This is a genomic window from Anaerofustis stercorihominis (genome assembly GCF_005844425.1).
GTDB lineage: Bacteria > Bacillota > Clostridia > Eubacteriales > Anaerofustaceae > Anaerofustis > Anaerofustis butyriciformans.
This window is the reverse complement of sequence record NZ_SPHL01000043.1, coordinates 1-13,680: the sequence shown is the minus strand read 5'-3', so window position 1 is coordinate 13,680 and position 13,680 is coordinate 1. Positions and strand designations below refer to the sequence as shown.

The 13,680-nt window shown below is 28.5% G+C and carries 14 protein-coding genes and 1 tRNA gene; 10 read left to right on the top strand and 5 right to left on the bottom strand.

The window, feature by feature from the left end:
* A partial coding sequence (locus tag FGQ49_RS09115; RefSeq protein WP_243112250.1) for an SGNH/GDSL hydrolase family protein occupies positions 1-295 on the bottom strand: 295 nt, incomplete at its 3' end.
* Positions 296-476: 181 nt separating this feature from the next.
* A tRNA-Thr gene (locus tag FGQ49_RS09110) sits at positions 477-552 on the bottom strand.
* A 102-nt stretch (positions 553-654) separates the two neighbouring features.
* On the opposite strand from FGQ49_RS09110, the gene FGQ49_RS09105 reads away from it, so the two are divergent.
* A complete protein-coding gene (locus FGQ49_RS09105) occupies positions 655-1,500 on the top strand; it encodes a patatin-like phospholipase family protein (protein ID WP_138269558.1) in 846 nt (281 codons plus the stop codon).
* A 23-nt stretch (positions 1,501-1,523) separates the two neighbouring features.
* Here the strand turns inward: FGQ49_RS09105 and FGQ49_RS09100 are convergent, their stop codons facing one another.
* Positions 1,524-2,495 carry a sugar-binding transcriptional regulator gene (locus FGQ49_RS09100; RefSeq protein WP_138269557.1) on the bottom strand — a complete coding sequence of 324 codons (972 nt, stop codon included), beginning with the start codon at positions 2,493-2,495 and terminating at the stop codon, positions 1,524-1,526.
* Between the two features lie 187 nt (positions 2,496-2,682).
* Between FGQ49_RS09100 and FGQ49_RS09095 the strand changes: the two genes are divergently transcribed.
* A complete protein-coding gene (locus tag FGQ49_RS09095; protein ID WP_138269556.1) occupies positions 2,683-4,014 on the top strand; it encodes a RuBisCO large subunit C-terminal-like domain-containing protein in 1,332 nt (443 codons plus the stop codon).
* Between the two features lie 179 nt (positions 4,015-4,193).
* Here the strand turns inward: FGQ49_RS09095 and deoC are convergent, their stop codons facing one another.
* Complete coding sequence (deoC, locus tag FGQ49_RS09090; RefSeq protein WP_138269555.1) at positions 4,194-4,886, bottom strand: deoxyribose-phosphate aldolase; 693 nt, start codon at positions 4,884-4,886, stop codon at positions 4,194-4,196.
* Between the two features lie 152 nt (positions 4,887-5,038).
* On the opposite strand from deoC, the gene FGQ49_RS09085 reads away from it, so the two are divergent.
* On the top strand, positions 5,039-5,374 hold the full coding sequence (locus tag FGQ49_RS09085) for a hypothetical protein (protein ID WP_138269554.1): 336 nt from the start codon (positions 5,039-5,041) through the stop codon (positions 5,372-5,374).
* A gap of 26 nt (positions 5,375-5,400) precedes the next feature.
* On the opposite strand, the gene FGQ49_RS09080 is transcribed toward FGQ49_RS09085, so the two are convergent.
* Complete coding sequence (locus FGQ49_RS09080) at positions 5,401-5,889, bottom strand: prolyl-tRNA synthetase associated domain-containing protein (RefSeq protein WP_138269553.1); 489 nt, start codon at positions 5,887-5,889, stop codon at positions 5,401-5,403.
* A 242-nt stretch (positions 5,890-6,131) separates the two neighbouring features.
* Between FGQ49_RS09080 and hydE the strand changes: the two genes are divergently transcribed.
* From hydE to FGQ49_RS09045, 7 genes are all read left to right on the top strand, one after another.
* The gene (gene hydE, locus FGQ49_RS09075; RefSeq protein WP_138269552.1) at positions 6,132-7,178 is read left to right on the top strand and encodes a [FeFe] hydrogenase H-cluster radical SAM maturase HydE; all 1,047 of its coding nucleotides are present in this window, start codon (positions 6,132-6,134) and stop codon (positions 7,176-7,178) included.
* A 73-nt stretch (positions 7,179-7,251) separates the two neighbouring features.
* On the top strand, positions 7,252-8,679 hold the full coding sequence (hydG, locus tag FGQ49_RS09070) for a [FeFe] hydrogenase H-cluster radical SAM maturase HydG (protein ID WP_138269551.1): 1,428 nt from the start codon (positions 7,252-7,254) through the stop codon (positions 8,677-8,679).
* Between the two features lie 8 nt (positions 8,680-8,687).
* On the top strand, positions 8,688-9,872 hold the full coding sequence (hydF, locus tag FGQ49_RS09065; RefSeq protein WP_138269550.1) for a [FeFe] hydrogenase H-cluster maturation GTPase HydF: 1,185 nt from the start codon (positions 8,688-8,690) through the stop codon (positions 9,870-9,872).
* A gap of 148 nt (positions 9,873-10,020) precedes the next feature.
* Complete coding sequence (locus FGQ49_RS09060; RefSeq protein WP_138269549.1) at positions 10,021-11,211, top strand: M24 family metallopeptidase; 1,191 nt, start codon at positions 10,021-10,023, stop codon at positions 11,209-11,211.
* A 214-nt stretch (positions 11,212-11,425) separates the two neighbouring features.
* Entirely contained in the window at positions 11,426-12,673 is a 1,248-nt protein-coding gene (gene glyA, locus FGQ49_RS09055) for a serine hydroxymethyltransferase (RefSeq protein WP_138269548.1), read from the top strand.
* 18 nt (positions 12,674-12,691) lie between these two features.
* A complete protein-coding gene (locus tag FGQ49_RS09050) occupies positions 12,692-13,171 on the top strand; it encodes a hypothetical protein (RefSeq protein WP_138269547.1) in 480 nt (159 codons plus the stop codon).
* A gap of 69 nt (positions 13,172-13,240) precedes the next feature.
* On the top strand, positions 13,241-13,660 hold the full coding sequence (locus FGQ49_RS09045; RefSeq protein WP_138269546.1) for a hypothetical protein: 420 nt from the start codon (positions 13,241-13,243) through the stop codon (positions 13,658-13,660).
* The last annotated feature ends 20 nt before the right edge of the window (positions 13,661-13,680 follow it).

Below are 13,680 nucleotides of genomic sequence, written 5' to 3'. Positions count from 1 at the left end.
TAAATATAACTTTTTTATTATTTTCTTTTAGTAATTTAACTATTTTTTCGTATATTGATGTAAATTGTTGTTCATTACTGAAAGAAAATAAAACGTCATTTATTCCTATAAAAATTATGTAGTATTCATATATATTATCTTTTTGTAAGAAATTTTTTAATCTTAAATACATTCCTTCTGTTGTATCACCATCAATACCTTTATTGATTGTTTTGTGATTTTTATCTAAATAACTCCTATATGAACAACCTATTTCACCATTTGTTAAACTGTCTCCAAAACAAATTAAATCCATTTTTTTCTCCTGAATTTTGAGTATGATTAAAAATTTTTATGTTATAAATGTTTTATAATATAAATAGTATAATATATAAAAGATTGAAATGTAAAGAAAAGAAAATTAATATTGATTATATAGAAATTTATAGACTTTATTAGTTAATAAAAAATTTTGAGTAATATAAGACCAAAAAAAATGGAGCTATTAGTCGGACTCGAACCGACGACCTACTCATTACGAATGAGTTACTCTACCAACTGAGTTATAATAGCCCATTTATAATATTATATTTTAATTAAATTATTATTAAGTGTCAAGGGATTTATTTACTAATAAAAATAATTTAGTATAATATAGTTAGAGGTGAATTGGTCATGTTTAGCTTTATAAAAAAGAAAAAAAAAGGAATATGTTTTAGCGGCGGAGGAGTAAAAGGTTTTGCTCATATAGGTGTAATTAAGGCATTGGAAGAAAACGGAATAAAGTTTGATATGGCAAGCGGAAACAGTGCCGGAAGCATAGTAGGTGCTTTGTATTCTCTTGGGGTAAGTGCCGATGAGATGCTTGACTACTCTTTGAGCATGGAAGTAAGAGATATAATTAATTATAAAAGTTTAAAAAGTAAATTAAGTTTTGCGTCTCCAAAAGAATTCTTAAATTCATTTAAAGGTTTAAATTTTTCCCCTGCCATTGATTCTGAAAATATAGAGAAATTTTTTATGGGGATTGCAGGGGATAAATTATTTAATGAAACAAAAATTCCTTTTTATGCTGTAAGTGTTGATTTAAAAAGTGGAAAGCTTATTATTATGGATAAAGGAAGACTTGCAACAGCCATAAGGGCAAGCAGTGCAATTCCGGGAGTTTTTACTCCAGTAATTACAAACAAATATCATTTAGTTGATGGACTTGTATTAAATAATATGCCGGCTGATATTTTAAAAGATAAAGGTGCAGATAAAGTTTTAAGTATTAATTTAAAGGCATATTCCAAAATAGGGACAGACAGCACAAAATATTTTGATATGATTTTTTCAACCATTGATATTATGGCAGATAGAAGTCTTATCCCTGGTATCCAAGCATCTGATTTGATTCTAAATCCCTATTTGGAAGATACAAAATTAAAAATGGATGAAAATTATATAAAACAAGTTTATGAACTTGGATATAAGGAAGCAAACGCACATATGAATGAAATAGTAAAAATGTTTAAATAAAAAAGACTGTTTTACAGTCTTTTTTAAATATTAATTAAACTTTTTGCTAAATCATAATCAATTATTAATACATCGGCAAGTCCACCTTTAACGGCGGCCTTAACACTATATTTTTTATGTTCTCCGCTTACAATAATAATTTTTGTTGGAATATTTTTAAAATCTTCATAAGATATTCCTATTGTTCTGTTTTTTAGAGATGTATTGCATTCTTCACCTTGTTCGTTTATAAGGCGAAGACCAACATCAGCATAAACTTTTTGTTCTTTTAATTCTTCAAGTTGTTTTTGTGAAAAATAGTTTTCATTACATAAATACGATGTCATGTCAGGGTAAAAAGAACCTACCCCAGATACAACAATATTTACATTTTTAAATTTCTCAAATACTTCATGATTATCCATTCTATTTATAAGCATTTTTGCTTCGTATTCTGTGTTAGCGTGTCCCGGTGCTTTTATTGTGTAGTTTTTACCTCCAAAAGACATTGCCATTCTTTCTGTTAGGGTATCAACGTTAAAATCTCTATGTATTTTATCTAAACTTCCGTGTAATGTAACAAATTGAGTGTCAGTTTTTTTACATGGATTAAAAGAGTTTATCATATGGTACATTGTTCTTCCAAATGTGATACCTAAAATATCATTATCTTTTATTATTCTTTGAATGTATTGAGCACCTTCAAAAGCAACAAGTTTTTTTATATCATCTTTTTCAGGTTCATATCTTTTTTCCATCCATCTTGCAATGATTACGTCTTTTAGATTAAACTTTTCTCTTATAATTTCTTCCAAATCAGCGACTTCTAAAACTTTTTCATCTACAACAAAAGAAACCATTTTTTCCTTTTTTGCATTATTTAAAAGTCTGGATACTGTGGAAATTGATATATTAAGTTTTTTTGATATTTTACTTTGTGAAAGTCCTTTTTCATAATATAAAAATGTAGTTTTCATCATTAGAGATGTAGATTGTCTGTAAATTTGTGGATCCATATATTCTCCTTATTTTATGTTCTAATATAATTATAAATATTAAATAAGATAATTCAAGAATGATAAACATAAAATGATTATTGTTAGTGCAAAAATTTTCATTCTAACGCAAAAATTTTCTGTATTGAAAGATTTAAAAAGCAATAATATACTATAGACATAGAAAGATTTAGGAGGATAAAAAATTATGTCAAAAGTAAAAATGACTTACGATCCAACAATGTTCGAATTATCAGATAACATAGATAGAGATAACTTTATTATCGCTACATATGCTTATCAAGGAAAGACTACAACAAATGCTTTAAAACAATCCTTTGCTTTAGCAGTGGAACAATCAACAGGAACATGGTTACCTGTACCGGAAGAAACACCTGAAGTAAGAAGAGAACACGTTGCCAGAGTATGTGGTATTTATGAAGTTCCAAATCATGCTTGGTGTATTCCTGATGATGTTAAAGAAAGAGCATGGGTTATTCAAATAGGTTTCCCAATTGCAAACTTCTCAGTTCAATTCGCAATGTTACTTACAGCTGCAGTTGGTAATATCTCAGGTGGTGGTAAACTTAAACTTTTAGATTTATCATTCCCAAAATGCTGGTTAGAATCATTTGAAGGACCAAAATATGGTGTAGAAGGTGTTAGAGAATTACTTGGAGTAAAAGAAAGACCACTTGTAAATAATATGATTAAACCTTGCTGTGGACTTACTCCTGAAACAACAGCAAAAATCGCTTATGAAGTTGCTCTTGGCGGTGTTGACTTAATCAAAGATGATGAACTTATTGCAAATGCAGGATACTCAAAAATCGAAGACAGAGTTAGTGCTGTAATGGATGCTTTAAAGAGAGCTGATGATGAAAAAGGTGAAAAAACAATCTTTACATTTAATATTACAGATACACCTGATCAAGCTAAGAGAAATGCTGAAAAAGCTATTAAAGCAGGCGCTAACGGTTTAATGCTTAACTGTTGGACTTTAGGTCTTGATGCTTGTAGAGATATTATTAAGGAATTTGATGTTCCATTCTTATTCCATCCTGACCTAACAGGTTCATTATATGTATCTCATGATTATGGTTTATCAGCTGAATTAATTCAAGCTAAACTTCCAAGACTTGCTGGTTTTGATATGGGTATCGTACTTAGTCCTTATGGTAAATTCCCAATGATAGAAGATAAATTCCAACAAATTTGTATGACTCATTTGGCACCACTTCATAACATTAAACGTTCATTCCCAATGCCTGGCGGTGGAACAACTCAAGGTCACATTGAAGAAGTTATGACAAAATTCGGTACAGATGTAGTAATCGCAGCCGGTGGAGCTGTTATCGGACATCCAGACGGATCAGTTGCCGGTGGTAAAGCATTCAGACAAGGTATTGATATCGTAATGAATGGTGGTCACTTAGATGATGAAGAAACTGTAAAACAATATCCAGAACTTAAAAAAGCTCTTGATGCATTTGGTTTATATGTTGAAGAAAAACATGGTATCTTTGACTTAAAGGGTTAATGAAAATATTTATATAAAATATTCATTATTAAATAAATAAAAAAACACGAGAATTTTATTCTCGTGTTTTTGTTTGTTTAATATTTGACATAATAATGTTTGTATTAAATATTTTAATGATGATTAAAAAAAGACACTCATATAGAATGCCCTTTTTTATTAAGAAGGAATATTATAATTTATTTACTAAATCTTTTTTTAGCATCTTCTAAAATTGTTCCTGCTGTTCTAACACCAAGACCAAATCTGTTACAGCCTGCTTCAATCATTTCTATTACTGTATCTAAATCTTTTACTCCGCCTGCAGCTTTGATTAATGCATCATCACCGATTGTTTCTTTAATGATTTTTATTGTATCAACTGTTGTTGGTTTTGGTCCCCAACCAGTTCCTGTTTTAACATATGTAACTCCGGCTTTTACTGCAAGTTCACTTGCTTTCTTTATTTCGTCATCTGTTAAGTAACAAATTTCGATGATTGCTTTTACCGGAACACCGTCAGCAGCTTCAACAACAGCTTTAATATCATCAACAAAGTAATCATATTTACCTGATTTTAAAGCACTTACGTTACTTACCATGTCTAATTCTTGACATCCCATTTTAATATTTTCTTTTGCTTCTATTATTTTATTTGCAGTTGTTGCAGCACCGCTTGGGAAACTTACAACCCCTGTTGTAACGATATCAGGATAATCTTTTAATTTATCAATAGTATATTTTGTAACCCATGGCATTGGAGATGCACATATACAATTGTATTTTATAACAGTATCGATCATTTCATCAACTTCGTCCATTACTATATCTGTTCTAACCGTACTTACATCCACCATTCTGTTAATGTTTGTGAAATCAAAATCTTTTTTCATTTTAAACCTCCGAGAAATAAACATCATTATCTTTTGTAATTTTATAATAACAGGTAATTACCTTTTTGTAAAGTATTTTTTTTATTTTTTTGTATAAAATATATGTATTGTCATTTTTTATGATATAATGTCATTTATATAAGGAGGAGAGTATGATAAGCTTAATTCTTGGAATTGGATTTTCATTTGAAGCGGCAGGTATATTTATTTCAATAATTTTTGCTTTAAAAAATATAATATTTAATGATACGCATCCTATTTTATTGTTTATTTTAATTTTTTATGCTCTCATATGTTTTTTTGTTGGTCAATTGTTTTTTTATTTGGCAAGAAAAAAATATGATGTTGAAAGTATTATGGAAATTCCTCTTTTAAATATTAATATTAAAGAAGATAAAAGGTTGGAACATATAATTGAAGGTAGAGATATAGCTGAAATAAAAGATGGAAAAATAACATTTATAGAAAAAGATGAAAGTGAAGAATAAAAAAGAAGTACTTTTGTACTTCTTTTTTATTCTTCAATATTACATATTATAATTCTATTTTGATATTTTTCTATTGCTTTTATTATATCTTCAAAAGATAGAAAAATACTTGCAGAATTTTCCATTGGATGAATACCTATAGTTTCATTTTTTAAATCTTTGCTAAAAACAGATATTACTTTATTTTCTTTATCATTTATAACAGCAAGAGGCGTAACACTTCCTTTAGATACGTTAAGAATTTCTTCTACATCATTACCCATTGCAAAACTAAGTCTTCTGCTTCCTATTTCCTTTCTTAATTTTTTTAAGTCAGCTTTTTGATTTGGAGGAAGTGTAACTAAATAATAATTAAGCTTTTTATCATCTCTTAAGAAAAGATTTTTTGCAATTTTTTCTTTATTTGGGATTGAAAGTTCGTTTATTTCATCTATTGTATAAGCTCTTTTGTGTTCGTATTTTTCATATTTAATGTTTAACTTATCCAAATATTCGTATATTTCTTGTTTATTCATTTTCTATTCCTTATTATTTTTTTCTTATTTTACCATATTTATGGTTAGATTTTAAGTTGTAATCAAAAATATAAAATGGTATAATCACTATGCAAGTCAAAAGAATAAATCTGATGATAAGCTTTATATAATATCTAAACCTAAAGTGTTTTTCTAAGGGTAAAGAAAATAAATATTTTTATATGTTTTATTTTGTATTTAATCCCATGCTTTAGGTATGGGATTTTTTATTGGAGGTATTATTGAAAGATATAATAAATAAGTTATATAATGACAAAATTTTATCAAGAGATGAATTTATATTCTTGATTGATAATATGAACGATGAAAACAGTAAATATCTTTTTGAACTTTCAAGAAAAAGAAGAGAAGAATATTATAAAAAGGATATATACATAAGAGGTCTTATAGAATTTACAAATTATTGTAAAAATGATTGCTATTATTGTGGAATAAGATGTTCAAATAAGAATGCAATGCGTTACAGGCTTTCAAAAGAGGATATTCTTCTTTGCGCAAAAGAGGGCTATAAATTAGGATTTAGGACATTTGTTTTGCAAGGTGGGGAAGACCCATATTTTACAGATGAAAGAATGGTTGAAATTATTTCTGCACTGAGAGAAAAATATAATGATTGCGCCATAACTTTATCAATTGGTGAAAAAAGTTATGAAAGTTATAAAAAGTATTTTGATGCGGGAGCAGACAGATATTTGTTAAGACATGAAACTGCAAATAAAGAACATTATATGAAACTACATCCAAGTGGCTTGTCGTTAAAAAACAGAAAAAAATGTTTGTTTGATTTAAAAGAAATAGGCTATCAAGTTGGAAGCGGAATTATGGTTGGTTCTCCATATCAAACCAGTGAAAATTTGGCAGATGATTTATTGTTTTTAAAAGAGCTTAATCCTCATATGGTTGGTATAGGTCCTTTTATTGCTCATAAAGATACACCGTTTAAAGATAAGAATAACGGAAGTTTCAAAATGACTTTATATTTACTTGGGATAATAAGGCTTATGTTACCTCATGTTTTACTTCCTGCTACAACGGCTCTTGCAACAATAGATAAAAAAGGAAGAGAAAAAGGGGTTTTAGCGGGAGCAAATGTTGTAATGCCAAATTTATCTCCAAAAGAAGTAAGAAATAAATATATGCTTTATGATGGGAAGGCAAATACAGGTGATGAGGCTGCGGAAAGTTTGGAACATTTAAGAAAAAGCATGAATAAAATAGGATACACAGTTGTAGTTGACAGAGGAGATAGTATCTTATTAGATAATTAATTTTAGTTATTAAAATAATTTATGTAGTTAAATTATTATTGATATAAAACATTTTATGAAAAGGAGAAATGTTATGGGTATAAAATATGATGTTATGTCACCAAAAGCAGAAGAATTCATAAATGATAATGAAATTATGGAAACTTTAAAATATGCTGATGAAAATAAACATAACGAAAAGTTAATCGATGAAATTTTAGAAAAAGCAAGAAAGAAAAAAGGACTTAGTCATAGAGAAGCTACTGTTTTGCTTGATTGCGATATTGAAGAAAAAAATGAAGAAATATTTAAACTTGCAAAGGAAATAAAAGAAGAATTTTATGGTAACAGAATTGTTACTTTTGCACCTTTATATTTGTCAAATTACTGTGTAAATGGATGTACATATTGTCCTTATCATTATAAGAATAAACATATATGCAGAAAAAAACTAACACAAGAAGAAATAAAAAGAGAAGTTATAGCTCTTCAAGATTTAGGACATAAAAGACTTGCTATAGAATCAGGTGAAGACCCTGTAAATAATCCTATCGAATACATACTTGAAAGTATAAAAACAATATATTCAATAAAACATAAAAACGGTTCAATAAGAAGAGTTAACGTAAATATTGCTGCAACAACCGTTGAAAACTATAGGAAATTAAAAGAAGCAGGAATAGGAACATATATATTGTTCCAAGAAACATATAACAAAGAAGCATATGAACAACTTCATCCTACAGGTCCAAAGCATAATTATGCTTATCATACGGAAGCAATGGATAGGGCAATGGATGGAGGAATTGATGATGTAGGTATTGGTGTTTTATTCGGACTTAACTTATACAGATATGATTTTGCGGGTATACTTATGCATGCAGAACATCTTGAAGCATATAAAGGGGTAGGACCTCATACTATTTCTGTTCCAAGACTTAGAAGAGCAGATGATATTGACCCTGATGATTTTGATAATGGAATTGATGATGATGTATTTGCTAAAATTGTAGCTTGTCTTAGAATTGCTGTTCCTTATACAGGAATGATTATTTCAACAAGAGAAAGTAAAGAATGTAGGGAAAAAGTATTGAATCTTGGTATTTCTCAAATAAGTGGTGGAAGTAAAACAAGTGTAGGCGGTTATGCAGATGATGAACCTGAAGAAGAAAATTCAGCACAATTTGAACTTAGTGATAATAGACCTCTTGATGAAGTTGTAGATTGGCTTATAGGAATGGATTATATCCCAAGTTTCTGTACTGCTTGTTACAGAGAAGGAAGAACAGGGGATAGATTTATGCAACTTGTAAAAAGCAAACAAATTGCAAATTGCTGTCAACCTAATGCAATTATGACACTTGCTGAATATTTAGAAGATTATGCAAGTGAAAAGACAAGAGAAGATGGTTATAAATTGATTGAAAAAGAAATTAAAAAAATTCCAAGTGACAAAATGAGAGAAGTTGTTGAGAGAAACTTGGAAAATATTAAAAAAGGACAAAGAGACTTTAGAGTATAGGAGAGAAAATGGGACTTAACGAAACTCCAAAGGCAAATAGAATTCATATAGGCATATTTGGAAGAAGGAATGCGGGTAAATCCAGTATAATAAATGCAATTACAGGTCAAGAACTTGCAATAGTTTCTGATGTTAAAGGAACAACAACGGATCCTGTCAGTAAATCAATGGAACTTTTGCCATTAGGTCCGGTAACAATAATTGATACACCTGGACTTGACGATGAAGGGATGCTAGGAAAGAAGCGTATTGAAAAGGCATATCAAGTGCTAAACAAAACAGATATAGCACTTCTTATTGTAGATAGTTCTTTAGGACTAAGCAGTGAAGATGAAGAAATTCTTTCTTTGATAAAAGATAAAAATATTCCATATTTGGTTGTAATGAATAAATCTGATTTGATTGAAACTAAAATAGAAGATGAAAATTATATTTATGTAAGCACTGTAACCAAAGAAAATATTAATGAGTTAAAAGAATTAATAGGTAAAATTGCTCCTAAAGAGAGTGAAAAAGTTATTGTGTCTGATTTAATCAATCCGTCAGATAAAGTAATTTTAGTTATTCCTATTGATAAAGCAGCCCCAAAAGGAAGGTTAATTCTTCCTCAACAACAAACAATAAGAGATATTTTGGATAAAGGTGCTGTTGCTATAATGTGTAAAGAAGATGAGTTAAAGGATACTATTTCTTTAATGAAAGAAAAACCTAAACTTGTTATTACAGATTCACAAGCATTTAAAAGAGTAGATTTAGATACTCCGAAAGATATTCCTCTTACTTCTTTTTCTATATTATTTGCAAGATATAAAGGCGAAATTGATATATTATTAAAGGGAGTAAGAAAAGTAAAAGAGCTTAAAGACGGCGATATTGTTTTAATAAGTGAAGGTTGCACTCATCATAGACAATGTGGAGATATCGGAAGTGAGAAGATACCTAAATTGTTAAAGAAATTTACAAATAAAGATTTAAAATTTGAATTTTCAAGCGGAACAGAATTTCCAAAAAATCTTGATAAGTATGCTTTGGTAGTTCATTGTGGTGGATGTATGTTAAATGAAAAAGAAATGAAACATAGAATTAGCTATACAAATAATCAAGGTTTGGAAATCGTAAATTATGGAATTCTTCTTGCATACTTAAATGGTATTTTACAAAGGGCGGTAGAACCTCTTTCAATAAAATTATAAAAAGGACTTTTAAGTCCTTTTTTGTTAACTGTTTTATACTATGTTAATAGAAATATTTATATTAATTTTATTGTTTGCATTAAATAAATATTAAAGTTATAATATAGAAAAATTTGGGTAATAAAAAATATAGAAAGATAGGTATATTATGTATAATTTACTTCCAAAAGAAGAAAGCAAAAATAGAATAGAAAAATTTTTAAATATGATGGATGAAAATGGTAAATGGGATAATGTTATTATTATAAATAGAATCCATCAATATTACTTTACCGGTACAATGCAGGATGCTCTTTTAATTTTTAATAACAAAACAAGAAAGCCATATTTGTTTGTTAGAAGAGACTATGATAGAGCAAAAGCAGAAGCAACTATTGATGACGTATATAAAATTAGATCTTACAAGGATATTGTAAAATATATTGGTAATGAATTATCAGATGTATATATAGAAATGTCACAAATGACAATGCTTGTATTAAACAGAATAAAAAAATATTTAAATATGAATAATATTTTTGATGTGGATAGAGTTCTTGATAAATTATTAAGCGTAAAAAGTGAATATGAACTTAATCTTATTAGAAAATGTGGACAGATTCATTCTAAAGCATTTAACGAAGTTGTTCCTAATATTTTAAAAGAAGGTCTAAAGGAAAAAGAATTTCAAGGAATATTATATAATGAAAAAATTAAACTTGGTTCACAAGGTGTTGTAAGATTTAAAGATCCTTATAATGAGGTTGCTTTGGGACAGTTTAGTTTTGGTAAAAATGCCCTTGTTAATACAAATCATGATGGACCTGGAGGGATGCAAGGATTAAATGCTATTATTCCTATTGTTGGAGGAGATTATACCTTAAAAAAAGGAGATTTGGTTTTTGTAGATACTTCTCCTATGTTTGAGGGGTATCAAACTGATAAGACTCAAGTGTATAATTTTAAAGGTAAAGTAACAAATAAAGAAAGAGAACTTCATCATGAATGTATGGAAATTTTAAATAAAGTTTCTTCTCTTTTAAAACCGGGAAATAAGCCAAGTGATATTTATACTGAGATAATGAGTAATATTTCAAGTGAGTTAAAAGAAAACTTTATGGGATATAAAGATAGAAAAGTATCTTTTTTAGGACATGGTGTTGGAATGTTTTTAGACGGATATCCTGTTATTGCAAATGGATTTAATGAACCTTTAAAAGAAAATATGGTTTTGGCTGTTGAACCAAAATGTGGTGTTGATAATAGAGGTATTGTTGGTGTTGAAGAAACTTTTATTGTCTCTAAAGAAGGCGGAGAATGCATTACGGGTGGTGCAAGAGATATAATAGATATAATTTAAAACACTTTTAAAAAAGTGTTTTTTATGTATATAAAAATAAACTTATATATAAATAAAATTTTAATATATAAACTTTATTAAACGAATAATAATTATAAATATAGATTTATAAAACAAAAGGAAACGTTTGTATATTATTATTAATTAAAAAGTGTTTGCAAAATTCAATAAATTTAGTAAAATTAAAATGACATACTTTAGGAGGATGGATTTAATGAATGTAGAAAAAAACATAAAAAATTTAATGGAATATGATAAGGAATTAGGCAGAAGTATTCTTGAAGAATATCAAAGACAATGCAGAAATATAGAACTTATTGCTTCTGAAAATGTAGTTTCTCCTGCAGTTATGGCTGCAATGGGAACCGTTCTTACAAATAAGTACGCAGAAGGATATCCCGGTAAAAGATATTATGGAGGATGTGAATGTGTAGATAAAACAGAAGAAATTGCAATAGAAAGAGTATGTAAACTTTTTGGGGCAAAATATGCAAATGTTCAACCTCATTCAGGAGCGCAAGCCAACATGGCAGTTTATCAAGCTTTATGTAATGTTGGTGATACAGTTATGGGTATGAGTCTTGATAATGGTGGGCATTTAACTCATGGTTCACCTGTTAATCAATCAGGTCTTCTTTATAATATGGTTTCATATGGAGTAAATGATAAAACTCATATGATTGATTATGATGAAGTAAGGGATACTGCAAAAAAAGAAAAACCTAAAATGATTATTGCAGGTGCAAGTGCTTACCCAAGAGAAATTAGATTTGATTTGTTTAGAGAAATAGCTGATGAAGTAGGAGCTTATTTATTTGTAGATATGGCTCATATTGCAGGACTTGTTGCAGGGGGATGCCATATGAATCCTGTAGAATATGCGCATGTTGTAACAACAACTACACATAAAACATTAAGAGGTCCAAGAGGCGGTGTTATTTTAACAAATGATGATGAGCTTATTAAAAAACTAAATAAGGCAATTTTCCCAGGTACTCAAGGTGGTCCATTGATGCATGTAATAGCTTCAAAAGCTATCTGTTTTGGAGAAGCTTTGAAACCTGAATTTAAAGAATATGCAAAACAAGTTGTAAAAAATGCATCTGTTTTAGCTGATGAACTTATTAAAAGAGGTATTGATTTGGTTTCAGGAGGAACAGATAACCATTTAATGCTTGCTGATTTAAGAAAAGTAGGAGTAACAGGTAAAGAGCTTCAAAATAGACTTGATGATGTTTATATAACTGTTAATAAGAATACAATTCCTAATGATCCAGAGAGTCCTTTTGTTACGAGTGGTGTTAGAATAGGTACTCCTGCCGTTACTTCAAGAGGATTTAAAGAAGAGGAAATGAAAGAAATTGCAGAATTTATTTATTTAGCAGCTACTGATTTTGACAATAAAGCTGATTATATCAGAGAAGGAGTAAAAAACTTAACTGACAGATTTCCACTTTATTAATTATAAGGAGAGGGTAGAATGAAAAAAAGGGGGTTATTGGTTTTAGTAATAACTGTTTCTTTAGCATTATTTGTAGGATGTAGTATAAATATAAATTTAGGTGATGGGCAAAATCCAGATTCACAAAGTATAACATCTAATTCTACAACAGATAATCAAACAACAGAAAATACGAAATCAAGTGCAGATTTAGATGAAATAAATAAAGTTATTTCTTCTTATGAAAAAGAAGTTAATGAATTGGAAGATGTTGTTAATAATGCAAAAGCAGGAGACAGCAGACAAGATGATATTGAAAAGTTTTCAAGTATTTCGTCTAAAATAAAGGAAGTTGAAAATAAAATTGATATTTATGATGATGATTTGGAAATGATGTATGAAAATGGTTCATTAAGTCAAAGTGATTACAGGAATTTTGAAAAGAAACTTGATAGGCTGGATGATACACTTGATAATTACGAAGATAGAATTGAACTGATTTTTGGAATAGATGATTAAGAGAGGGAAACCTCTCTTTTTTTGAATAAAAAATTATATTAGGTTAAAAATATTTAACGAGGTGAAACGATGTTAAAGAAAGTATTTTATTCAATTTTAATTTGTTTGTTTATTTGTTCATTGTCTGCCTGCTCATTATCTCTATCAAATAGCAATAATGACGTAAATAATAATGATACTTTAATAAGAAGTGATAACGACAAAGAAAGAATGGAAAATATAAATCAAATTGATATTTTAAAGAATGAAATAGAAAAGCTAAAAAATAAATTGAATGTATCTTATAAAAATGAATATGCTAAATTAAAAGATGATGTAAAAAATTTAGAAGATAGACTTGACTTAATCGATGATGATTTGGAAATTTTATATGATAAAGATGCGATAACAAGAGATGTTTATTCAAAAAAAGAAAAGCAAATTTCTTATATGGAAGATACTTTAGAAAATATAAAAGACAAAATAGAAAAATATATAGATATTGATTGATATAGATATTTAAAAATAAA